Here is a 19,491-nt window from a genome sequence, read left to right as displayed (position 1 = left end):
TTCTTCAACAACTACCGTCCCCAGTTCTACTTCCGCACGACGGACGTGACCGGTGCGATCGAGTTGCCAGAAGGCAAGGAAATGGTCATGCCAGGCGACAACGTGTCGATCACCGTCAAGCTGATCAACCCGATCGCCATGGAAGAAGGCCTGCGTTTCGCCATCCGCGAGGGCGGCAAAACCGTCGGCGCCGGTGTCGTGGCCAAGATCATTGCGTAATTCGCTCCATACTTAAGGAATTACCATGGCTACCAAGCAAAAAATCCGCATCCGCCTGAAAGCGTTTGACTACAAACTGATCGACCAGTCGGCCGCCGAGATTGTGGATACTGCCAAGCGCACCGGCGCGATCGTCAAGGGCCCCGTGCCCCTGCCGACCCGCATGAAGCGTTTTGACATCCTGCGTTCGCCCCACGTCAACAAGACGAGTCGCGACCAGCTGGAAATCCGCACGCACCAGCGCCTGATGGACATCGTTGACCCGACGGACAAAACCGTTGACGCGTTGATGAAGCTCGATCTGCCCGCCGGTGTGGACGTCGAAATCAAGCTGCAGTAAGCAAGAAGCGGGGGTCGGGCGAAAGCCGGAGCCCCAAAAAAACAGGTTTCAGCGCGGATTTGCCAATACGGCAAGTCCGCGCTATACTCTTGGGCTGTCCTGAACATGCTGTGCATGGGAAGGGCGGTTTTATTAACAGTCTTTCACATCAAAACGTCTGCGGCCAATTGAAGTCGCAGCGGTGGAAGTTACGGAGAAAAAAGCATGAGTCTGAGCAACTCCCTCGGGTTGCTGGGCCGCAAGGTGGGCATGATGCGTCTGTTCACTGATGATGGGGATACCGTTCCTGTCACAGTGGTGGATGTGTCTAACAACCGTGTGACCCAGGTGAAAACCCAAGCAAACGACGGCTACGATGCCCTGCAAGTGGCATTTGGTGCGCGCAAAGCGTCGCGTATCACCAAGCCGGCCGCTGGCCACCTTGCGAAAGCAGGCGTTGAAGCCGGTGAAATCCTGAAAGAATTCCGCGTGACGGCTGACGTCGCAGGCAAATATGCCGCTGGTACTGTTGTGCCCGCTGCTGACGTGTTTGCAGTCGGCCAAAAGGTGGACGTGCAGGGTACTTCCATTGGTAAAGGCTTCGCCGGCACCATCAAGCGTCACAAGATGAGTTCGCAGCGCGCGTCGCACGGTAACAGCCGTTCGCACAACGTTCCCGGCTCCATCGGTATGGCGCAGGATCCCGGTCGCGTGTTTCCCGGTAAACGCATGACGGGCCACCTCGGTGACGTCACCAAGACCACGCAAAACCTCGACATCGTGCGCATTGACGAAGCCCGTCAGCTGCTGATGATCCGTGGCGCTGTGCCTGGTTCCAAAGGTGGTTTTGTGACGGTTCGCGCCGCCATCAAGGCCAAACCAACCGCTGCCAAAGGAGCGAACTGATGCAGGTCGAACTCCTGAATGACCAGGGTCTGGCTTCGTCCAAAGTGGACGTGCCTGATACCGTTTTTGGTCGCGAATACAACGAAAGCCTGATTCACCAGGTGGTCGTGGCCTTCCAGGCCAACGCCCGCCAGGGAACGCGTGCCCAGAAAGACCGTGAGCAGGTCAAGCACTCGACGAAAAAGCCGTTCAAGCAAAAGGGTACTGGCCGCGCTCGCGCCGGTATGACTTCTTCCCCGCTGTGGCGCGGAGGCGGTCGCATTTTCCCGAACATGCCTGACGAAAACTTCACGCAGAAAATCAACAAGAAGATGTATCGCGCCGGCATGGCTTCGATCTTCTCCCAGTTGGCACGTGAAGGCCGTCTGGCTGTGGTGGACTCGTTGACCGTGGATTCGCCCAAGACGAAAGTCCTGGCCGACAAATTCAAGGCCATGAACCTCAAATCGGTGCTGGTCATCGCTGACGAGGTTGACGAAAACCTGTACCTGGCTTCACGCAATCTGGTGAACATTCTTGTGGTCGAACCCCGTTACGCGGATCCGCTGTCGCTGGTTCACTACAAAAAGGTTCTGGTCACCAAGGCCGCCATGGACAAACTCAAGGAGATGTTTGCATGAGCGCCGTGAACACCAAACCAAAATTTGACGAAGGCCGCCTGATGCAGGTGCTGGTCGCCCCCATCGTGTCTGAAAAGGCAACCATGGTCGCGGACAAATCCAACGCCGTGCTGTTCAAGGTCCTGCAGGACGCCACGAAACCCGAAATCAAGGCCGCTGTGGAATTGATGTTCAAGGTGGACGTCAAGGCCGTTTCTGTACTCAACCAAAAAGGCAAGACCAAGCGTTTTGGCAAATCCACTGGCCGTCGGGACAACATCCGTAAAGCCTATGTGACGCTGAAGCCCGGTCAAGAGCTGAACATCGGTGGGGAGGCTGCGTAATCATGGCTGTCATCAAAATGAAACCCACCTCTCCCGGCATGCGCGGGATGGTGAAGATTTCCCGGGATCACCTGCACAAGGGTGAGCCTTACGCACCGCTGCTGGAGCCGCAATTCCAGAAAGCCGGCCGTAACAACAACGGGCACATCACGACGCGCCACAAAGGCGGCGGTCACAAGCACCACTACCGTGTGGTGGACTTCAAGCGCAACAAGGACGCCATTCCGGCCAAGGTCGAACGTATCGAGTACGACCCCAACCGCACGGCCCACATTGCGCTGATCTGCTACGCCGACGGCGAGCGTGCCTACATCATTGCCCCCCGCGGCCTTGAAGTTGGCGCCACGCTGGTCAGCGGTGCCGAGGCCCCGATCCGTGTCGGCAATACCCTGCCGATCCGCAACATTCCGGTGGGCTCGACGATTCACTGCATCGAGATGCAAATCGGCAAGGGCGCGCAGATTGCTCGTTCGGCCGGTACATCGGCGACGCTGCTGGCTCGCGAAGGCATCTACGCCCAGGTGCGCATGCGCTCCGGCGAAGTGCGCAAGATCCACGTTGAATGCCGCGCCACGATTGGCGAGGTCGCCAACGAAGAGCACAGCCTGCGCCGTCTGGGCAAGGCTGGTGTCAAGCGCTGGATGGGTATCCGCCCGACCGTTCGCGGTGTGGTGATGAACCCGGTCGACCACCCACACGGTGGTGGCGAAGGCAAGACCGGCGAAGGTCGCCATCCTGTCGATCCATGGGGTAACCTGACCAAAGGCTACCGCACCCGCAACAACAAGCGCACGCAAGTGATGATTGTTTCGCGTCGCAAGAAGTAAGGCCAGGAAATGACACGTTCACTCAAAAAAGGTCCCTTTGTCGACCAGCACCTGGTAGCCAAGGCTGATAAAGCCGTTACCAACAAAGACAAAAAGCCGATCAAGACCTGGTCGCGCCGCTCCATGATCCTGCCCGAGTTCATCGGTCTGACCATCGCCGTGCACAACGGCAAGCAGCACGTCCCTGTCTACATCACCGATCAAATGGTTGGCCACAAGCTGGGCGAGTTCGCACTCACCCGGACTTTCAAAGGTCATCCGGCTGACAAAAAAGTTGTGAGAAAGTAAGGAAAGACCATGGAAACACGTGCAACCCTCCGGGGCGTTCGTCTGTCGGTCGACAAGGGCCGTCTGGTCGCTGACCTGATCCGCGGCAAAAAAGTGGATCAGGCGCTCAACATCTTGACCTTCACGCAGAAAAAAGCTGCCGGAATCATCAAGAAGGTGGTCGAGTCGGCTATCGCCAACGCTGAACACAACGATGGCGCTGACATCGACGAACTGAAGGTGAAAACCATCTACGTCGAGCAAGGCACCACGCTCAAGCGTTTCTCGGCGCGCGCCAAGGGCCGCGGCAACCGTATCAGCAAGCCCACGTGCCATGTGTACGTTGTGGTTGGCAATTAAGAAGGCAGACAGGATATGGGACAAAAAATCAACCCAACCGGGTTCCGCCTTGCCATCAGCCGTAACTGGTCCAGCCGCTGGTACGCGAGCAACAAAGACTTCGCCGGCATGCTGGCCGAAGACATCAAGGTTCGCGAGTACCTCAAAGCCAAGCTGAAGAACGCCGCGGTGTCGCGCGTTCTCATCGAGCGCCCCGCCAAGAACGCCCGCATCACGATTTACTCGGCACGTCCGGGTGTTGTGATCGGCAAAAAAGGCGAGGACATCGAGAACCTCAAGAAAGAACTGAGCCGCCAGCTGGGCGTGCCGGTCGCCGTGAACATCGAAGAAGTTCGCAAGCCTGAAATTGATGCCAAGCTGATCGCAGACAGCATCACCCAGCAGCTTGAAAAACGCATCATGTTCCGCCGTGCGATGAAGCGCGCCATGCAAAACGCCATGCGTCTGGGTGCCCTGGGCATCAAGATCATGTCGTCGGGCCGTTTGAACGGCATTGAAATCGCTCGTTGCGAGTGGTACCGCGAAGGTCGCGTGCCTCTTCACACCCTGCGCGCCGACATCGACTACGGCACCTCTGAAGCCAAGACCACCTATGGTGTGATCGGCGTCAAGGTCTGGGTCTACAAGGGCGACACCCTGGGCCGCGGCGACTCGCCGGGCGCCCGTCTGGATGCCGCACCTTCCGATGAAGAACGCAAGCCTCGCGGCCCGCGTCGCGATGCACGTCCTGGCGAACGCACGGACCGTCCGTCCGCACCCCGTGGAGCCGCACGCCCAGCGCGCGGTCCTGTCGGTGGTGTGAACACGGCCCCTGCGGACGGCAGCGACAAACCGGCTGAAGCTACCCCTGGTAGCGACGCCCCGAAAACCACCGTTAAGCGCGTCCGCAAAGCCGCGCCAGCTGCAGCAGCTGACGGTGCCAAGACCGAGTAATCGGTCTAACTACGGAGAATACAAATGCTGCAACCCGCTCGCAGAAAATATCGCAAAGAGCAAAAAGGCCGCAACACCGGCATCGCCACACGAGGCAACTCGGTGGCATTCGGTGATTTCGGTCTGAAGTGTACCGACCGCGGTCGCCTCACTGCTCGTCAAATCGAAGCCGCACGTCGTGCGATTTCCCGTCACGTCAAACGTGGCGGCCGTATCTGGATCCGTGTCTTCCCGGACAAGCCGATTTCCCAAAAGCCTGCTGAAGTGCGTATGGGAAACGGTAAAGGCAATCCAGAGTACTACGTGGCTGAAATCCAGCCCGGCAAGATCGTTTTTGAAATCGTCGGTGTGCCTGAAGAGCTGGCCCGCGAAGCGTTCCGTTTGGCATCTGCCAAGCTGCCGCTGCGCACCACCTTCGTCAGCCGCATGATTGGCCAGTAAGGGGAAATGACCATGACCAAATCTACTGAACTGCGCAAAAAAGACGTTGCCGGCCTGCAAACCGAAGTCAAAGAGCTGCAAAAAGCCCACTTTGGCCTGCGCATGCAAAAAGCCACGCAGCAACTCACCAACACCGCCACGCTGCGTTCTGCGCGCCGTGACATCGCTCGCGCCAAAACCATTCTGGCCGAGACCATCGTCAAGCAAGGAGCGAAATAATGACGGAAGCTAAAAAATCCCTCAAGCGCACCCTGGTTGGCCGTGTGGTCAGCGACAAGCGCGCGAAAACGGTGACGGTGCTGGTTGAGCGTCGTGTCAAGCACGAGCTGTACGGCAAGATCGTGTCCCTGTCGAGCAAGTACCACGCCCATGACGAAAAGGGCGAGTACAAGACGGGTGACCTGATCGAGATCACCGAAAGCCGCCCGATCTCCAAGACCAAGAACTGGGTTGTGACCAAGTTGCTGGAAAAAGCTGCTGTGGTCTGAACCTTCCGGGTTTGACCGCAAGTCATCAAAAACGGCCCACGCAGTGGGCCGTTTTTGTTTCTGCTTTCATCCGTCATCAGGGGCCACCCGTAGCATGCTGCGGGGCTTTCATCGGCCGGTAAACGACCTCGCCCAAATCGTTGAAAATGGCGGCTGTTCGTTTTCAACCCCCCTCATTCAGGAGACACCATGATCAAAGTAGGCGATACCCTTCCCGCAGCCACGCTGATGGAATTTTCGGAAGTCGAAGGCAATGGCTGCAGCATGGGTCCCAATCCCGTCGACGTGACCAAGGCGGCGGCCGGCAAAACCATTGCGCTGTTTGGCCTGCCGGGCGCGTACACGCCGACCTGCTCCGCCAAACACGTGCCGGGTTATGTCGAGAAATTCGACGAGCTCAAGGCCGCCGGTGTGGACGAGATCTGGTGCGTGAGTGTTAACGATGCTTTCGTGATGGGCGCCTGGGCGCGCGACCAGAAGACCGGTACCAAGGTCCGCATGCTGGCCGACGGCAGCGCTGACTTCGCCAAGGCCACGGGTCTGACACTGGACCTGACCGCACGCGGCATGGGCTTGCGCAGCAACCGTTATTCGATGCTGGTCAAGGACGGCAAGGTTGCCGCGCTGAACGTGGAAGGCCCCGGCAAGTTTGAAGTCAGCGACGCTGCCACACTGCTGGCACAAGCCAGGGGCTGAGTTCCCTGTCCGGGTTCGCCGGACTGCATCCGCAGACAAGCCGCAGATCGCAGGACCTGCGGCTTTTTTTGTGGGCTGCCGGCGCATGGAGCCTTCGCTCAGCTGCTATGAAAAAAGTAGCTGCATGCGCCCATTGAATAAGGGCTGCAGCCTGATTTTACTGTAAATCCACCTTCAGGTAGTGAGCGCCCGCTATCGGGTTGTGGTAGTAGGGCGGGATGTCCTTGAAGCCCAGATCTTCGTACAGTGCCCGCGCCGCCTCCATGTCGTTGAGGGTGTCGAGCAGCACGCTGTGGTAACCCGCGATGCGCGCGGCATCCAGCACCGCTTCGGCGAGTTGCCGTCCCAGCCCGAAGCCGCGAAAGCCCGGGCGCACATACAGGCGTTTCATCTCGCAGGCGTTGGGGTAGTCCACCGTCTCCAGCGCCCGCATCGCGCAGCAACCGGCAATCTCGCCGTCCAGCAGGGCCAGCAGCAGGCAGCCCCGGGTCGGCGCATAGTCGCCCGGCAGGCCGGCCAGTTCGGCCTCGAAGTTCTGGAAGCAGAGGTCGACGCCCAGCTGGTCGGCGTACTCCTGGAAGATCAGGCGTGTGGCCGCCAGCTGTTCCGGCGTGGCCGGCGTGATGAACTCGAGGGTGGGAGAAGAAGCAGACATGGCGCGGTGAAGTCGAACCCAGTGTATCGGGATTTGCCGGCGCCCCGGCCGGGACTTGCCCGAGTCTGCGTTACAGGCGGTGTCAGAACGCGGGTGCGCCCAGGCTGCTGATCCAGTAGACCCCGGCCGCGCAAACCAGCAGCACCCCCAGTGCCAGCAGCCGGGAGGCCATGTCGTCGCGCGAGGCGGGCGTGGCTGTCACCAGTTCCTTGTCGCCATGCAGCATGGCGCCCACCAGATTGTGTTTGCGCCACAGGTAGAACACGATGGCCATGATGTGCAGCGCCACCAGTGCCAGCAGAACCCACTTGCCGATGTTCTTGTGATAGTCGGTCGCCAGGCCGACGGTGGCGTTGGCGACAAACCGCGTCAGCGGACCCGAGAAGGCGATTTCGTCATCGCTGAGCAAGCCGGTGCCAACCTGCGCCAGCAGGAACCCCAACATGGCAAAAACCGACCCGGCGCCGATGGGGCTGTGCCCGATGCCGTCTTCAGGCTTGCCTTTTCCCTTGAGGTAGTTGATCACGCTGGCCGGCGGATAAATGAAGGCCCCAAACCGCGACCAGCGTCCGCCCACCCAACCCCAGACGATGCGAAACAAGAGCAGCGTCAGCACCGAATAACCGAAGCGGAAGTGCCAGACCATGGCGTTGCCGCCCAGGGTGCCGGTGATCGCCAGCCCGATCACCGCGGCGACCAGTGCCCAGTGAAAAAGCCGTGTGGGCAGGTCCCAGACGCGTATTTTGTGGATGTGCTGGCTCATGCGTGACCCCTTTTGTTGTGTCTGCTGGTTGGGCCGTCATGCAGCCATGGTATGTTTTATGCGTCGGGTTCAGCGCCCGGCCGCTTTTCCTTGGTGCTTTCCCTAGTCCTTTGGTTCCGCCGGAACTTTGCATCCGGGAAACGGCTCCTTCGACTGGCAGTCTATCGGGACGTACTGCCCCATCGCCAGAACATGTCAAAAACCACGAGGAAAAATAAATGAAAACTTTCGCCTGTATTGCAGCCGCTGCCACGCTGCTCGCCCTGGCCGCGCCGGCCTCTGCCCAGTTCGCCAAGCCTGAAGACGCCATCAAGTACCGCCAGAGCGCACTGTCCGTGATGGGCACGCATTTCGGCCGCTTGGGCGCCATGGCCAATGGCCGTGTTTCTTTCGACGCCAAAGTCGCCGCGGACAATGGCGAGATCGTGGCCGCCATGGCCAAACTCCCTTGGGCAGGTTTTGGCGCGGGCACGGACAAGGGTGGCAACACCAAGGCCAAGCCCGAAATCTGGACCGAGCAGGCCAAGTTCAAGGAACACAGCGACAAGCTGCAGGCGGAAACCACCAAGCTTGCTGCCGCCAGCAAGACCGGCAGCCTCGACAGCCTGAAAACGGCGTTTGCCGCAACCGCCGATACCTGCAAGGCCTGCCACGACGCGTTCCGGAACAAGTAGAGCCCCCACGGTCGCTCACTGCGTGTAGCTCCCTGCCCCCTAGGGGGCCGCTGCGCCTGCGGTCTGGCGAAGCCATTCCCGCGGCCCCGGCTTGAAAGAGACAAGCCCCCTGCGCCGGGGGTGATGAAAAAAGGCCGGTCCCTTGCGGGAGCCGGCCTTTTTAATGGGCTTTGAAGCTGGGGCGAGTTATGTCTCTGCAAGTAGTTTTTCGATCAGCTGGTGCAGGGCCGCAAAGTCCGGCTCGCCCACATACTGCTTGACGATTTCGCCGCGCTTGTTGACCACGTAGGTGGTCGGCGTAAGCTGCACATCGCCCCAGGCCTTGGCCACCGCGCCGGTGTTGTCGATGGCCACCTTGAACGGCAGCTTGCGCGTCTCGGCGTAATTGACGACGTAGCTCGGCGGGTCGTAACTCATGGCCACCGCCAGCGTGTCATAACCCTGGCTCTGGTACTTGTTGTAGGTGGAAATGATCTTGGGCATTTCGGCCACGCAGGTCACGCAGCTGGTGGCCCAGAAGTTGACCAGGGTGACCTTGCCCTTGAGATCCGCCGTCGTCTTCTTGCTGCCGTCGAGCAGCACAAAGGTCGACTCGGGGGCCACCTGCGCGCCGCCACAACCGGCCAGGCCGCCAAGGGTAGCCAGCGCCAGCGCCGAGGCGAGGGCGATGCGGCATACTGCGCTTGAAACTGAACTCATAGGGAAGGATCTCATCATGCAACGTCGCAATTTTAACCAGGCCGGTCTCAGCGCACTGGGCTTTCTGATCCTGGCCACCTACCAGCAGGCGCAGGCCCTGTCGCTGGGCGACCTGAGCAATGCTGAAGCTTCCACTGGCCTGAAAACCGCCCTCGAAAAAGGCGCATTGGCGGCCGTGGCCCTGCTTGGCAAGACAGATGGATTCCTCGGCAACCCGAAAGTTCGCATTCCATTGCCGGGTTACCTCGAAGATGCGTCGAAACTGCTCCGGAGTTTCGGGCAGGGCAAACGCATCGACGAGCTGGTGACCACCATCAACCGCGCCGCCGAAGCCGCGGTGCCCATGGGCAAGGACCTGCTGGTCAGTGCGGTGCGCTCCATGAATGTCACGGACGCCAAAAACATCCTGGCCGGCGGCGAGACCTCGGTCACGAACTTCTTTGCCGAGAAAACCCGCGCCCCGCTGGCGGTGAAGTTCCTGCCGGTGGTCACGCAGGCCACGGCCAAAGTGGGGCTGGCCAACAAATACAACGAGTTCGCCGGCAAGGCCGCCGGCTTTGGCCTGGTCAAAAAGGAAGACGCCAACATCCAGCAATACGTCACCGGCAAGACGCTGGACGGGCTCTACCTGATCATCGGCGAAGAAGAAAAGAAGATCCGCCAGGACCCGGTGGGTACCGGCAGCGCGATTTTGAAGAAGGTGTTTGGGGCGATGAAATAAATCGACCTTGACCGGGGTGTTGGTCAAATTGGCCCTCCACCCAATAAACACGGTCGAAAGCAGCTATTAAAAAGAGAGCGGCTCGTGGGCAAGCCGGGGCAGGGCGAGCTGGCGCCGACACGCTGGCCGCTGGGTGGTGGCGCAAGCGCAGCCAGCGCAGAAGGCTGCAACAAGGCCAGCGTCCGGGCTGAGTTCGAGCCAGTGCAGCAGGCCACTGGTCAGGAACTCACATGGCTACCCTAGAAAGCGTAACCTACCGATACGCCTGCGCCCCAGTCCGGGCTCCCGTCAGAGAAGCCCTTCAGCAGATACGTCTGTGTCTTCCATGACTTGTCAAACTTGTGCACGTAAAACGCGGTCAACTCGCTTTGTGCCGCGCTCGTAGCGGATGACTTCTGGCGGTAATCGTAGGCAAATCCGGCGTTGTTTTTTTCATCCATCTTGAACACGGATCCAGCGGTCAGACTGAAGACGTTTCGCAGCGGGATCGCAGCCGAGCTTCCGAGGGCGGTATACCCGATGCCACCAAAAAAAGTGAGCTGATTGACTTTTTTGTAGACGTCCAGAATGACGGAGTAGTCGTTTTCCCCGGTGCCCAGGCCCTTGGCGCTGTCAGCTGTGCCAAATTTGATCTTGCCTGTGACGTCGGCACCGAACTGTGCCTCCGCATTGTTGTAAAAGTTATAGGTCGCGGCTGTGACGACATCACCCAGGCCTGATGCCGTGCGAACGGTGGAAGTGGTTGCCGACGTTTTGCCAACACCCACCACCACATCACTGGGGCCGGTGATGCGAATATAGGGAACGCTCACCTTGAATGTCCATGGGCCCTTGTCGTAAGCGACATTCAAGGGAATCGAAGTGATGTCGGTCGACGTCTGCGTGCCGTATTTTCCGGAACTGTAGTTAACGCTGGTTCCCATGGTCAAGGTGCCCTCGTCACTGGCCCAGCCCGCATGAGCTGCCAATACCAGGGTGCTTGCCAGCATGAGCCGGGTGTACTTTTTCGTTTGCATCAATTTATTCCTCTACATAAAAAAACCGGATGAGCCGCGGTTGTGTGCGCACTCATCCGGACCGGATTACGCCAATTCTTATCGCTTGGGACGCTCTATGCGCTCCGGGCGCTCGACACGCTCCGGACGCTCGACGCGCTCGGGACGCTCCACACGTTCCGGGCGTTCGATTTTTTCAGGGCGCTCGACTTTTGCCAGACGCTCAACTTTTTCCGGCCGCCCGGAGTTCGAATTCACTTTTTCGACTCTGACATCCCGTTGGCCTTTGCCCGCATCGGCCCGCCGCTCGGCAGCCGCGGCGCTCTTGTCCGTTTTTGACGCGCTGATCACTGCACCCAGGTTGAATCCGAGTGTTTTTGCGATGACCCCCCAGCCCTGGCCTTCGCTTCGCATCTGCAAAACGCCAGGCAAGGCGGTGGTGCCTGTTGATGTGGTGACGCTGCCGCCGTTCAACGCTGCCTCAAGCTGGGCCGGCGTGGGATCGGTAATGCCCAACTTCGTCAGTTCGGCTTTTGCGAGGGCCAACGCGATGTTGACATTGCCGTAGCCCAGCTGGGACGTTGCCGGTGTAAACGTCGTCGAACTGGCGGGCGTGCCTGTTGCATCACTGGTCGATGTCAGGGTGATGCTTTTGCCGGTACGCAGGCCGCTTACCAATGCCGTTGCATTCGCGTCAGAGCCGGCGAAAGTGCTGTAGGTTGTTGCAAGGTCAGTTGCTGGCTTCGAACTGGTGGTGGTCGCCACCTGTGCGAAAACGGGCGTACCGGCAAATGCCAGGAGGATGCTTGCTGTGACAAGTGCAAGCATCGGGCGTTTCATTCCCATAGCTGGTAACTCCTTTGTCTTTCGACATTGCTGATTCATCATGAAGACCATGACGGTGGCTGAACTTAACACGGACTTTGATGTGGGATATCACCCGGAAACATTGAGAAACAATAATAAAAAAGTTGTGATTTGTGACTTATTGCCTGGTCGCTTAACTGCCGAGTCTTTCAGGCGAGGAGGTAATGCGGGCCCGCCCAAGAGCTGTGCAGGCCAAGTGGGGCTTGCCGGTCATCGCGAGTTATCGGCGGGATTTCTGGTGCTTCCGAGGTGCATGACGTTGTCAAGTGCAGCCAGCATGGATGACCAGCAGATCATCGGCAAAGAAGCTCGTAAGGTTGGCAGGGAGCGTGTGGTCGCCCGCTTCGACGGGGCGCTCAGTTGTGGTTCGGCAGCGAGTTCACAAAGGCGGTCTTTGCGTTGGTGTAGGCCTCCCGGTCGGTCGGGTGCCGGACCGCCAGCTCGGCCTTGAGGGCGGCATAGCGTGCCGCAAGCACGGGGCTGGCGCGCAGTGCATCGCGAAAGTGCAAGTGCCGGGTCCATACGGGACCGCCTTGAACAGCAATGTGCAGGTGGTGCGTGCGGCGTCCGTCGGCCCAGCGCATGAACCACTGGCGGTCTGTCAGCGTGGCGTTGAATTCCGCCGATGTGGTGTAGCCGGCTTCACGCAGCGGTTCGGTCAGCGATCTGGCCATGGCCATCGTTTCGACACCCGCCAGCAGGTCCACAATGGGTTTGGCCACCAGCCCGGGGACGGCTGTGCTTCCGATGTGTTCGATGTCGACAAAAATGAGCGGAAACAGCGCCAGCAGCCGGTCCCGCTCGGCCACAAACCTGTTCGGCCAGCGCTTGTCATAAGCCTGCAAAGCCACTTCTTCGTGGATGGCCGCGTGCAGGGCGTCGGCGTTGTTCATGGGGTGCCTCGCCGTTCACGCCCGTTTGTGCGCTGCCAGCACCTGGCGTGCGGTTGCCAGCCGCTCGTCCAGGTAGGCGCCATAAAAGTCCGGCACGGCCACGCCGACCAGGCGCTCGGCCAGTTCCTGCCCCTGCCTGCCGAGAAACAGCACCGTGGGCGTGAAGTCGGCTTTCCATGACTTGACCTGTGCGGCAGCGCTGGCGGTTTTGCCGTCAAAGCCCGCCAGCGGCGTGGTGCGGTCGGCAACATTGAGCTGCCACGCATGCAGGCCCGACTCGCGGCGTGCCGGCAGCAGGTAGTTGCGCCTGACCAGTTCACAATACGGGCAGCCGGTCAGGGTGACTAGCAGCACCAGCGGTTCACCCTGGGCGGCAGCCGCCTGTGCGGCCGCGGGCAGCGAGGCAGGCGCGGGCAAGGCCGTGTCTTTGGCGAGCACCGCCGCTGGCCAGCCCAGCGCAGGCAGCACCAGCCCGCCTGCCAGGGCGGCCGAGAAGTGGCGCCTGCGCAAAGGCGTCACGCCGCGCAGTCCAGAAGAATGCGGGTCAAGCCGGCGGGGTCGCTGATCATCGGGTCGTGGCCGGTCTTGAGTTCCACGATCTTCGAGTTGGGCAACCACGCGCCGTCCCAGAACTTGGGGTCTTTCACGCGCAGGCGGCTGGGTTCGATGGTGGCCAGCGCCGGCTGCGTGCAGTTGACAAAGGTGCGCGGAATCGCGGCAACGCGTTGCACGTCAAAGTCCAGCGGCGCCTGGTAGGTGTTGCCGGGGTGCGGCGTCTGGCGGCGCTTGACCCAGGCGTGGTCGGCGTCATGCAGGCCGAAGACTTCAGGGTCGGGCGGCGGAAAGCTGAAACGTGTCGAGGCCTGGGCCGCCGACAGGCGCTGTTGCTGCGTGGCCGCCGACTGCGTGCTGCTCCAGCTTTCGCCGGGCTTGGGCACGACAGCATCGACGTACACCAGGTGCTTCAGGTGTTTGCCCAGCCTGTCTGCGACCGCGGTGCCTATCATGCCGGCGTAGGAATGCACGGCCAGAATGACGTCGTGCAGCTCCTCCACCTCGATGGCGCTGATCACGTCGTCGATGTGCGTGTCCAGCGTGATGCTGGGTGCCAGCAGGTGCGCGCGTTCGCCCAGGCCGGTCAGCGTGACCGCGTGGACGCGGTGGCCCTGCTGCTGCTGCAGCGCCGACGTGACCCGCTGCCAGCACCAGCCGCCGTGCCAGGCGCCATGAACAAGAACAAAATTGGCCATCAGATCACCTCTTTGAGTTTCAGGTCAGACAGTTGCGCGTCGGAGTAGTTCAACACGCTGCGCAGGACTTCCTCGGTGTGCTGGCCCAGCATGGGCGGCGGCAGGTCGGTGCGTACCGGCGTGGCACTCAGTTTGATGGGGCTGGACACCAGCCGCAAGTCATTTTTCACCGGGTGCTGCCAGTGTGTGACCATGTGCCGCGCTTCTATTTGCGGATCGTCAAACACTTCGGCCAAATTGTTGATAGCGCCGCAAGGCACCTTGGCTGCTTCCAGCGCCGCCAGCCAGTCGGCCTTGCTGCGCGTCAGCAGGATGGCTTCCAGCAGCGGCACCAGCACCGCGCGGTTACGCACGCGGTCACGGTTCTTCGCATACTGCGGGTCGCTCGCCAGCTCGGGCCGGCCCGCCACCGCGCAGAACTTGGCGTACTGGCTGTCGTTGCCGACGGCCAGAATGATGTGGTCTTTGTGCCCATCGGCGGCCGGCGCGACCTCGAACACCTGGTAGGGCACGATGTTCTGGTGCGCATTGCCCGCGCGCCCCGGCACTTTGCCGCTGACCAGGTAGTTGGCGCCCAGGTTGGCCAGCATGGCCACCTGCGTGTCCAGCAGCGCCATGTCCACCTGTTGGCCTTCGCCGGTTTTCTCGGCATGGCGCAGCGCCGCGAGGATGGCGACGGTGGCATACATGCCGGTCATCAGGTCCGACACCGCCACGCCCACCTTCTGCGGCCCGCCGCCCAGGTCGTCGCGCTCACCCGTCACACTCATGAGCCCGCCCATGCCCTGGATCGCGTAGTCGTAGCCCGCGCGTTCGGCATACGGCCCGGTCTGGCCAAAACCGGTGACCGAGCAGTACACCAGCCGCGGGTTGATGGCTTTCAGCGAGACATAGTCCAGCCCGTAACGCGCCATGTCGCCAACCTTGAAGTTTTCGACAAACACATCGCAGTGCGTCACCAGCTCGCGAATCAGCGCCTGGCCTTCGGGCTGGGCAATGTCGCAGGTCAGCGAGCGCTTGTTGCGGTTGGTGCCCAGGTAATAGGCGGCTTCCTGCGTTTCATGGCCCAGCGCGTCTTGCAGGAAGGGCGGGCCCCAGGTCCGTGTGTCGTCGCCGGTGCCGGGGCGTTCGATCTTGATGACGTCGGCGCCGAGGTCAGCCAGCGTCTGGGTACACCAGGGGCCCGCGAGTACGCGGGAGAGGTCGAGGATGCGGATGCCGTCGAGGGAGTTCATGGGGGCATTTTGCCTTGAACAAGGCTGGCGCACGATGATTGGCTGCCTCGCAACTGCCATGAACATCGACTGAGGGTAGGGTAAGCGAGTTGCTTGGTGGCGCCCATAAAAGAACGACAGACTCTTCCGATTGAGGGTTGGGCCGAACTCGATGGAAGTCTAGAATTCGGCGGCATACACTGCCGGATGTGGTGGCGTGATTTCAGATTCAGTCGCAAGTTTTGCAGTCCGCTTTACGTTAGGCATCGCTCAACTCACCGAGGAGCTTCACCATGGATACAGTGCAACCGTCCGACAACTGGCAACTCGGGAATCCTTATGAGCGCTATGTCGGCCGCTGGAGTCGCCGCGTGGCGCCGGCTTTCCTGTCGTGGCTCGATGCCCCGGCCGGCAAGCGTTGGTTGGATGTGGGGTGCGGGACCGGCGCGCTTTGCGCAGCCATCGCTGAGCACTGCGCACCCACATCAATCACGGGCGTCGAACCTTCCGAAGGCTTCCTCAGGATTGCGCGCGAGACGCTCGCGGGTCGCGTGAGGTTCTGTCCTGGCAATGCGGCCGATATCCCTTTGGAGGACGCTGCGGTCGACGTTGTGGTTTCGGGGCTCGTTCTGAATTTCGTTCCCAATCCGGGCGCCGCCTTCAAGGAAATCGCCAGAGTGGCAACCAGGGGTGCGATGTTTGGGGCCTATGTATGGGACTACGCGGGGAAGATGGAGCTCATGCGCTACTTCTGGGATGCGGCTGTCGCTCTCGATCCCGGCGCTGCGAGGCTCGACGAGGGGCTACGTTTTCCGATATGTCGTCCCGACGTACTCATTGCCGAGGTTGGCAATGCCGGATTCCGCGAGCCCGAAGTGACGTCCATCGATGTCCCGACGTTCTTCCCCAGCTTCCAGGACTACTGGGAGCCATTCCTTGGCGGTCAAGGGCCGGCGCCCTCCTATGCGATGTCTTTAGACGAGCCCGCCAGAAGCAAGCTGAGAGACAGAATACGACAGACGCTTCCGGTCCAGGCCGATGGCTCCATTTCCTTGGTGGCGAGGGCATGGGCAGTTCGCGCAACTGTGTGAACCCCGTCGATGCCCAGCCCTTCCGTCAGGCCGACAGTAACCGGCAAGCCGGCGTCCGTGGCTCCACTCTTGCAGCTCGCGTTACCGAGAACCAAGGCTGAAGAGCGCCCGATGCCTGGGCTTCCGAGGAAAGACCGGTTCCTGGCGGGGACCACCCGACCCATGCACAGAACCAACTTCAAGGCAAGGCGCTTTGTCGCATAGCGAGGTCCCAGGGCCTCCCGCAATGGCGTCAGACCCGAACGCTTTGTCGATGACCGGAAGGTTGCGACCCCTAGAATCAAGTTGCTTCATCTCACAACCAACAGGAAACACACCATGCGCAATTTTTCCGGCAAAGCTCCGACCTTTGTGGTGTGGGTGATTTCCCTGGTTCTGTTTGTCGTCGCGCTGCTCGCACACTTTGGTGTGGTCCGGGTGGGTGAGCCGATTGCGACATGGTCCTGGATCGTGGGCTTCGCGCTGTTGCTGCTTGCCTGCCGGATTCGCGGTCTTTAGGATCCCCTCCGGCGCGAGAGGCCAGGGTGCCAGGCGGCACCCCGCGTCATCCGACTCAATAAGTCTTGTACGGCAAAAACTTGCCTGACAACACCACATTCACGCGGTCGCCCTTGGGGTCCGGCGTGCGCACGATGTCCATTGAGAAATCAATCGCGCTCATGATGCCGTCGCCGAACTCTTCGTGGATCAGTTCCTTGATGGTGGTGCCATAGACGCTGACGATTTCGTACCAGCGGTAGATCAGCGGATCGGTCGGCACGGGCGTAGGCAGTGAGCCTTTGTAGGGCACGACCTGCAGCCACTTCTGTTCTTCCGCCGTCAGCCCGAAAATCTTGCCAACGGCTTTTGCCTGCTTCTCGTCGAACGTCATCTGGCCCAGGCAGCCGGCGGTGACCCACTCCTTGCTGAGGCCGACCTTTTTTGCGACCGATTCCCAGGTGATGCCCTTGGACACTTTGGCGGTGATGATTTTTTCGGTGACTTCCATGCGGTTCATGCTGCTTGCTCCTGTGTTTGAGAAATTAAAAAAAGGGAAAAGTTGAATTGGTGAAGTTCAGGGTGCGACGGGACGCGGCCAATGGAATTTGCGATCGGCTGCCTTGATCGGCACGTCGTTGATGCTGGCTTCGCGGCGGCGCATCAGGCCCAGCTCGTCGAACTCCCATTGTTCGTTGCCGTGGGAGCGGAACCAGAAGCCGGTGTCGTCGTGCCACTCGTATTCGAAGCGCACCGAGATGCGGTTATCTGTGAAGGCCCAAAGTTCCTTTTTGAGCCGGTAGTCCAGCTCTTTCGCCCATTTGCGCTTGAGGAACTCGCGGATCATGGGTCGACCCGAGAAGAAGTCGGCGCGGTTGCGCCAGACCGAGTCTTCGGTGTAGGCCAGCGCCACGCGGTCCGGGTCGCAGCTGTTCCAGGCGTCTTCGGCCTTCTGCACCTTTTCCTTCGCGGTTTCCAGCGTGAAGGGCGGCAGCGGCGGGCGGGCTTGGTCGGCCGTGCTCATGCGACGGCTTTCAGAGTGACGGAGGCCGGCGCGTCGGCCAGCGCGCCGCGTCCGGGCTCCACCGTGGGCGGGTGCGCCGGCGCTCGGCCGTGCGACAGGTCTTTGGAGCGGGCCACCAGAAAATCCACCAGGTGGTTGCGCAGCGGGTAGTACTGCGGGTCGTGGTGCACCGTGGCGCGCTGGCGGTCGCGCGGCATGGTGTTGCGCACGATCTCGGCCACACGTGCCTGCGGGCCGTTGCTCATCAAGAGGATCTTGTCGGCCAGCAGCACGGCTTCGTCCACGTCGTGCGTGATCATGAACACCGTTTGCTGCGTTTCACGCACGATGGCCAGCAGCTCGTCCTGGATGGTGCCGCGTGTCAGCGCGTCCAGTGCGCCGAAAGGCTCGTCGAGCAGCAACATCTTGGGTTCGATCGCAAAGGCGCGCGCGATGCCCACGCGTTGCTTCATGCCGCCGGACAGCGCCGAAGGTTTCTTGTCGATGGCGGCCGACAGGCCGACCAGCGCCACGTATTTCTGCACATGGGCATCGACCTGGGCCGAGGTCCAGTCCGGCCATTTGGAGCGCACGGCGAAAGCGATGTTCTTGCGCACGGTGAGCCAAGGCATCAGCGCATGGCCTTGGAACACCACGCCGCGCTCCAGGCTGGGGCCGGCGACCTCGCGGCCGTCCATGAAGACATGGCCGGCGCTGGCTGTCTCCAGCCCTGCGAGCACGTTGAGAATGGTGGTCTTGCCGCAGCCCGAGTGGCCGATGATGCAGACAAACTCGCCGCGGTTGATGCTGAAGTGGACCTCGTCAAACACCGGCTCGGTGGTGCCGGGGTAGGCCTTGGCCAGTCCCTCAACCTGCAGGAAGGGGCGGCCCGACGCGGCGCCGGGTGCGGGGTTATTCAGCATAGGTCACCCACTTCTGCATGCGTGCAAACATCAGGTCCAGCAGCATGCCCATCACGCCGATCACGACGATGGCAAAAATCACATTGGTCAGCGAGAGGTTGTTCCATTCGTTCCAGACAAAGTAGCCAATGCCGGTGCCGCCCACCAGCATCTCGGCGGCGACGATCACCAGCCAGGCGATGCCCATGGAGATGCGCATGCCGGTCAGGATGGTCGGCGCGGCGGCCGGCAAGATCACCAGAAAGGCCTTGCGCAGCGGCTTGACTTCCAGCGTCTTGGCGACGTTGAGCCATTCACGCTTGACCGCCGACACACCAAAGGCGGTGTTGATCAGCATGGGCCAGACCGAGCAGATGAAGATGACGAAGATGCCCGAGGTCGACGAGTCCTTGATGGTGTAGAGCGCCAGCGGCATCCAGGCCAGCGGCGAGATCGGTTTGAGCACCTGGATGAAGGGGTCCAGCGCGCGGCGCAACAGCGGCGACATGCCGATGACAAACCCGAGCGGAATCGCCACCACGCAGGCCAGCAGAAAGCCCAGCGCGACGCGGCCCAGCGAATGCCCGAGCTGGATCGCAATACCCTTGTCGTTGGGGCCGCGGTCGTAAAACGGATCGCTGAGCTGGTCCACAAAGGTCTTGCCCATTTGACCAGGCGTCGGGAAGCCCGAGGCCTTGGCCGCGCCGGGGTCCTTGCCCATCATCTTCTGGTACTCGATCTGCTCGGCCGTCATGCCGGTGACGTTGCCGCCGATGCTGGCTGGCGAGGCCGTTGCCGCGTACCAAATCGCGATGAACACCACGAAGAGCACGGCGGAGACGATGCCTGCGCGGAAGCCCAGGGTTTTGAAGAGGTTCATCGTGACAC

Annotated in this window: 29 protein-coding genes and 1 pseudogene; 17 read left to right on the top strand and 13 right to left on the bottom strand. The window is 61.0% G+C overall.

Annotated features, from left to right (window positions below; all coding sequences use genetic code 11):
* From tuf to B7G52_RS17490, 13 genes and pseudogenes are all read left to right on the top strand, one after another.
* Positions 1 to 219 (top strand): annotated as a pseudogene (gene tuf, locus B7G52_RS17550) (elongation factor Tu); the annotation flags it as partial.
* Positions 220 to 244: 25 nt separating this feature from the next.
* Complete coding sequence (gene rpsJ / locus B7G52_RS17545; RefSeq protein ID WP_007838118.1) at positions 245 to 559, top strand: 30S ribosomal protein S10; 315 nt, start codon at positions 245 to 247, stop codon at positions 557 to 559.
* Positions 560 to 763: 204 nt separating this feature from the next.
* The gene (rplC, locus tag B7G52_RS17540; RefSeq protein ID WP_096671107.1) at positions 764 to 1,444 is read left to right on the top strand and encodes a 50S ribosomal protein L3; all 681 of its coding nucleotides are present in this window, start codon (positions 764 to 766) and stop codon (positions 1,442 to 1,444) included.
* Complete coding sequence (rplD, locus tag B7G52_RS17535; RefSeq protein WP_077593710.1) at positions 1,444 to 2,064, top strand: 50S ribosomal protein L4; 621 nt, start codon at positions 1,444 to 1,446, stop codon at positions 2,062 to 2,064. Before rplC ends, rplD begins: the two co-directional genes overlap by 1 nt.
* Positions 2,061 to 2,387 (top strand): 50S ribosomal protein L23, encoded by a 327-nt coding sequence (gene rplW / locus B7G52_RS17530; RefSeq protein ID WP_077593711.1) that lies wholly within the window; start codon positions 2,061 to 2,063, stop codon positions 2,385 to 2,387. Before rplD ends, rplW begins: the two co-directional genes overlap by 4 nt.
* 2 nt (positions 2,388 to 2,389) lie before the next feature.
* Positions 2,390 to 3,214 carry a 50S ribosomal protein L2 gene (gene rplB, locus B7G52_RS17525; protein ID WP_077593712.1) on the top strand — a complete coding sequence of 275 codons (825 nt, stop codon included), beginning with the start codon at positions 2,390 to 2,392 and terminating at the stop codon, positions 3,212 to 3,214.
* Between the two features lie 9 nt (positions 3,215 to 3,223).
* On the top strand, positions 3,224 to 3,502 hold the full coding sequence (gene rpsS, locus B7G52_RS17520) for a 30S ribosomal protein S19 (protein WP_077593713.1): 279 nt from the start codon (positions 3,224 to 3,226) through the stop codon (positions 3,500 to 3,502).
* A 9-nt stretch (positions 3,503 to 3,511) separates the two neighbouring features.
* Positions 3,512 to 3,841 carry a 50S ribosomal protein L22 gene (rplV, locus tag B7G52_RS17515; protein WP_096671109.1) on the top strand — a complete coding sequence of 110 codons (330 nt, stop codon included), beginning with the start codon at positions 3,512 to 3,514 and terminating at the stop codon, positions 3,839 to 3,841.
* 15 nt (positions 3,842 to 3,856) lie between these two features.
* Entirely contained in the window at positions 3,857 to 4,774 is a 918-nt protein-coding gene (gene rpsC / locus B7G52_RS17510) for a 30S ribosomal protein S3 (RefSeq protein WP_096698821.1), read from the top strand.
* Between the two features lie 24 nt (positions 4,775 to 4,798).
* Positions 4,799 to 5,215, top strand: coding sequence for a 50S ribosomal protein L16 (gene rplP / locus B7G52_RS17505; RefSeq protein WP_077593716.1), 417 nt, complete (start codon positions 4,799 to 4,801; stop codon positions 5,213 to 5,215).
* A 12-nt stretch (positions 5,216 to 5,227) separates the two neighbouring features.
* Complete coding sequence (rpmC, locus tag B7G52_RS17500; protein ID WP_096671169.1) at positions 5,228 to 5,434, top strand: 50S ribosomal protein L29; 207 nt, start codon at positions 5,228 to 5,230, stop codon at positions 5,432 to 5,434.
* Positions 5,434 to 5,703, top strand: a complete 270-nt coding sequence (gene rpsQ / locus B7G52_RS17495) for a 30S ribosomal protein S17 (protein ID WP_096671113.1) — start codon at positions 5,434 to 5,436, stop codon at positions 5,701 to 5,703. The genes rpmC and rpsQ overlap by 1 nt, the downstream gene beginning before the upstream one ends.
* A gap of 189 nt (positions 5,704 to 5,892) precedes the next feature.
* The gene (locus tag B7G52_RS17490) at positions 5,893 to 6,399 is read left to right on the top strand and encodes a peroxiredoxin (protein ID WP_096698820.1); all 507 of its coding nucleotides are present in this window, start codon (positions 5,893 to 5,895) and stop codon (positions 6,397 to 6,399) included.
* A 157-nt stretch (positions 6,400 to 6,556) separates the two neighbouring features.
* Here the strand turns inward: B7G52_RS17490 and B7G52_RS17485 are convergent, their stop codons facing one another.
* Complete coding sequence (locus tag B7G52_RS17485; protein WP_096698819.1) at positions 6,557 to 7,054, bottom strand: GNAT family N-acetyltransferase; 498 nt, start codon at positions 7,052 to 7,054, stop codon at positions 6,557 to 6,559.
* Between the two features lie 82 nt (positions 7,055 to 7,136).
* Positions 7,137 to 7,817, bottom strand: coding sequence for a cytochrome b/b6 domain-containing protein (locus B7G52_RS17480; protein ID WP_096698818.1), 681 nt, complete (start codon positions 7,815 to 7,817; stop codon positions 7,137 to 7,139).
* A 218-nt stretch (positions 7,818 to 8,035) separates the two neighbouring features.
* On the opposite strand from B7G52_RS17480, the gene B7G52_RS17475 reads away from it, so the two are divergent.
* The gene (locus tag B7G52_RS17475; RefSeq protein WP_096698817.1) at positions 8,036 to 8,491 is read left to right on the top strand and encodes a cytochrome c; all 456 of its coding nucleotides are present in this window, start codon (positions 8,036 to 8,038) and stop codon (positions 8,489 to 8,491) included.
* A 186-nt stretch (positions 8,492 to 8,677) separates the two neighbouring features.
* Here the strand turns inward: B7G52_RS17475 and B7G52_RS17470 are convergent, their stop codons facing one another.
* Positions 8,678 to 9,190 carry a TlpA disulfide reductase family protein gene (locus B7G52_RS17470; protein WP_096698816.1) on the bottom strand — a complete coding sequence of 171 codons (513 nt, stop codon included), beginning with the start codon at positions 9,188 to 9,190 and terminating at the stop codon, positions 8,678 to 8,680.
* Positions 9,191 to 9,206: 16 nt separating this feature from the next.
* Between B7G52_RS17470 and B7G52_RS17465 the strand changes: the two genes are divergently transcribed.
* Positions 9,207 to 9,911: a DUF4197 domain-containing protein gene (locus tag B7G52_RS17465; protein ID WP_096698815.1), complete on the top strand. Its 705-nt coding sequence runs from the start codon at positions 9,207 to 9,209 to the stop codon at positions 9,909 to 9,911.
* Between the two features lie 239 nt (positions 9,912 to 10,150).
* On the opposite strand, the gene B7G52_RS17460 is transcribed toward B7G52_RS17465, so the two are convergent.
* From B7G52_RS17460 to B7G52_RS17435, 6 genes are all read right to left on the bottom strand, one after another.
* Positions 10,151 to 10,927 (bottom strand): transporter, encoded by a 777-nt coding sequence (locus B7G52_RS17460; RefSeq protein WP_141397487.1) that lies wholly within the window; start codon positions 10,925 to 10,927, stop codon positions 10,151 to 10,153.
* A gap of 78 nt (positions 10,928 to 11,005) precedes the next feature.
* Entirely contained in the window at positions 11,006 to 11,803 is a 798-nt protein-coding gene (locus tag B7G52_RS17455; RefSeq protein WP_205853079.1) for a hypothetical protein, read from the bottom strand.
* Between the two features lie 326 nt (positions 11,804 to 12,129).
* On the bottom strand, positions 12,130 to 12,666 hold the full coding sequence (locus B7G52_RS17450; RefSeq protein WP_096698812.1) for a GrpB family protein: 537 nt from the start codon (positions 12,664 to 12,666) through the stop codon (positions 12,130 to 12,132).
* A gap of 15 nt (positions 12,667 to 12,681) precedes the next feature.
* Positions 12,682 to 13,185, bottom strand: a complete 504-nt coding sequence (locus B7G52_RS17445; protein ID WP_096698811.1) for a hypothetical protein — start codon at positions 13,183 to 13,185, stop codon at positions 12,682 to 12,684.
* On the bottom strand, positions 13,182 to 13,916 hold the full coding sequence (locus tag B7G52_RS17440; RefSeq protein ID WP_096698810.1) for an alpha/beta fold hydrolase: 735 nt from the start codon (positions 13,914 to 13,916) through the stop codon (positions 13,182 to 13,184). Before B7G52_RS17440 ends, B7G52_RS17445 begins: the two co-directional genes overlap by 4 nt.
* Positions 13,916 to 15,151 (bottom strand): CaiB/BaiF CoA-transferase family protein, encoded by a 1,236-nt coding sequence (locus tag B7G52_RS17435; protein WP_096698809.1) that lies wholly within the window; start codon positions 15,149 to 15,151, stop codon positions 13,916 to 13,918. The genes B7G52_RS17440 and B7G52_RS17435 overlap by 1 nt, the downstream gene beginning before the upstream one ends.
* 272 nt (positions 15,152 to 15,423) lie before the next feature.
* Between B7G52_RS17435 and B7G52_RS17430 the strand changes: the two genes are divergently transcribed.
* Both B7G52_RS17430 and B7G52_RS17425 read left to right on the top strand, forming a co-directional pair.
* The gene (locus tag B7G52_RS17430; protein ID WP_096698808.1) at positions 15,424 to 16,221 is read left to right on the top strand and encodes a class I SAM-dependent methyltransferase; all 798 of its coding nucleotides are present in this window, start codon (positions 15,424 to 15,426) and stop codon (positions 16,219 to 16,221) included.
* Between the two features lie 318 nt (positions 16,222 to 16,539).
* Entirely contained in the window at positions 16,540 to 16,719 is a 180-nt protein-coding gene (locus B7G52_RS17425; RefSeq protein WP_096698807.1) for a hypothetical protein, read from the top strand.
* Positions 16,720 to 16,774: 55 nt separating this feature from the next.
* Here the strand turns inward: B7G52_RS17425 and cynS are convergent, their stop codons facing one another.
* The 4 genes from cynS to ntrB are packed head-to-tail and all read right to left on the bottom strand — an operon-like array spanning position 16,775 to position 19,483.
* Positions 16,775 to 17,218: a cyanase gene (gene cynS, locus B7G52_RS17420; RefSeq protein ID WP_096698806.1), complete on the bottom strand. Its 444-nt coding sequence runs from the start codon at positions 17,216 to 17,218 to the stop codon at positions 16,775 to 16,777.
* 57 nt (positions 17,219 to 17,275) lie between these two features.
* Positions 17,276 to 17,722, bottom strand: a complete 447-nt coding sequence (locus B7G52_RS17415) for a nuclear transport factor 2 family protein (RefSeq protein WP_096698805.1) — start codon at positions 17,720 to 17,722, stop codon at positions 17,276 to 17,278.
* Positions 17,719 to 18,624: an ABC transporter ATP-binding protein gene (locus B7G52_RS17410; RefSeq protein ID WP_096698825.1), complete on the bottom strand. Its 906-nt coding sequence runs from the start codon at positions 18,622 to 18,624 to the stop codon at positions 17,719 to 17,721. The genes B7G52_RS17415 and B7G52_RS17410 overlap by 4 nt, the downstream gene beginning before the upstream one ends.
* On the bottom strand, positions 18,614 to 19,483 hold the full coding sequence (ntrB, locus tag B7G52_RS17405) for a nitrate ABC transporter permease (RefSeq protein WP_096698804.1): 870 nt from the start codon (positions 19,481 to 19,483) through the stop codon (positions 18,614 to 18,616). Before ntrB ends, B7G52_RS17410 begins: the two co-directional genes overlap by 11 nt.
* Between the last annotated feature and the right edge of the window lie 8 nt (positions 19,484 to 19,491).

It is taken from the genome of Polaromonas sp. AER18D-145 (genome assembly GCF_002379095.1).
Lineage (GTDB): Bacteria > Pseudomonadota > Gammaproteobacteria > Burkholderiales > Burkholderiaceae_C > Polaromonas.
The sequence above is the reverse complement of the archived record's forward strand: the minus strand, read 5'-3'. Positions and strand labels throughout refer to the sequence as shown.

Coding starts and splice junctions, on each gene's coding strand:
- B7G52_RS17415 (WP_096698805.1), bottom strand. CDS start 17,722: ATGAGCACGGCCGACCAAGCCCGCCCGCCGCTGCCGCCCTTCACGCTG.
- B7G52_RS17470 (WP_096698816.1), bottom strand. CDS start 9,190: ATGAGTTCAGTTTCAAGCGCAGTATGCCGCATCGCCCTCGCCTCGGCG.
- rpmC (WP_096671169.1), top strand. CDS start 5,228: ATGACCAAATCTACTGAACTGCGCAAAAAAGACGTTGCCGGCCTGCAA.
- B7G52_RS17455 (WP_205853079.1), bottom strand. CDS start 11,803: ATGGTCTTCATGATGAATCAGCAATGTCGAAAGACAAAGGAGTTACCA.
- B7G52_RS17430 (WP_096698808.1), top strand. CDS start 15,424: ATGGATACAGTGCAACCGTCCGACAACTGGCAACTCGGGAATCCTTAT.
- rpsJ (WP_007838118.1), top strand. CDS start 245: ATGGCTACCAAGCAAAAAATCCGCATCCGCCTGAAAGCGTTTGACTAC.
- rplB (WP_077593712.1), top strand. CDS start 2,390: ATGGCTGTCATCAAAATGAAACCCACCTCTCCCGGCATGCGCGGGATG.
- B7G52_RS17465 (WP_096698815.1), top strand. CDS start 9,207: ATGCAACGTCGCAATTTTAACCAGGCCGGTCTCAGCGCACTGGGCTTT.
- B7G52_RS17410 (WP_096698825.1), bottom strand. CDS start 18,624: ATGCTGAATAACCCCGCACCCGGCGCCGCGTCGGGCCGCCCCTTCCTG.
- B7G52_RS17425 (WP_096698807.1), top strand. CDS start 16,540: ATGCGCAATTTTTCCGGCAAAGCTCCGACCTTTGTGGTGTGGGTGATT.
- cynS (WP_096698806.1), bottom strand. CDS start 17,218: ATGAACCGCATGGAAGTCACCGAAAAAATCATCACCGCCAAAGTGTCC.
- B7G52_RS17440 (WP_096698810.1), bottom strand. CDS start 13,916: ATGGCCAATTTTGTTCTTGTTCATGGCGCCTGGCACGGCGGCTGGTGC.
- rpsQ (WP_096671113.1), top strand. CDS start 5,434: ATGACGGAAGCTAAAAAATCCCTCAAGCGCACCCTGGTTGGCCGTGTG.
- rplW (WP_077593711.1), top strand. CDS start 2,061: ATGAGCGCCGTGAACACCAAACCAAAATTTGACGAAGGCCGCCTGATG.
- B7G52_RS17485 (WP_096698819.1), bottom strand. CDS start 7,054: ATGTCTGCTTCTTCTCCCACCCTCGAGTTCATCACGCCGGCCACGCCG.
- B7G52_RS17435 (WP_096698809.1), bottom strand. CDS start 15,151: ATGAACTCCCTCGACGGCATCCGCATCCTCGACCTCTCCCGCGTACTC.
- B7G52_RS17450 (WP_096698812.1), bottom strand. CDS start 12,666: ATGAACAACGCCGACGCCCTGCACGCGGCCATCCACGAAGAAGTGGCT.
- rplD (WP_077593710.1), top strand. CDS start 1,444: ATGCAGGTCGAACTCCTGAATGACCAGGGTCTGGCTTCGTCCAAAGTG.
- B7G52_RS17475 (WP_096698817.1), top strand. CDS start 8,036: ATGAAAACTTTCGCCTGTATTGCAGCCGCTGCCACGCTGCTCGCCCTG.
- rplV (WP_096671109.1), top strand. CDS start 3,512: ATGGAAACACGTGCAACCCTCCGGGGCGTTCGTCTGTCGGTCGACAAG.
- B7G52_RS17480 (WP_096698818.1), bottom strand. CDS start 7,817: ATGAGCCAGCACATCCACAAAATACGCGTCTGGGACCTGCCCACACGG.
- rplC (WP_096671107.1), top strand. CDS start 764: ATGAGTCTGAGCAACTCCCTCGGGTTGCTGGGCCGCAAGGTGGGCATG.
- rpsC (WP_096698821.1), top strand. CDS start 3,857: ATGGGACAAAAAATCAACCCAACCGGGTTCCGCCTTGCCATCAGCCGT.
- B7G52_RS17460 (WP_141397487.1), bottom strand. CDS start 10,927: ATGCAAACGAAAAAGTACACCCGGCTCATGCTGGCAAGCACCCTGGTA.
- B7G52_RS17490 (WP_096698820.1), top strand. CDS start 5,893: ATGATCAAAGTAGGCGATACCCTTCCCGCAGCCACGCTGATGGAATTT.
- ntrB (WP_096698804.1), bottom strand. CDS start 19,483: ATGAACCTCTTCAAAACCCTGGGCTTCCGCGCAGGCATCGTCTCCGCC.
- rpsS (WP_077593713.1), top strand. CDS start 3,224: ATGACACGTTCACTCAAAAAAGGTCCCTTTGTCGACCAGCACCTGGTA.
- rplP (WP_077593716.1), top strand. CDS start 4,799: ATGCTGCAACCCGCTCGCAGAAAATATCGCAAAGAGCAAAAAGGCCGC.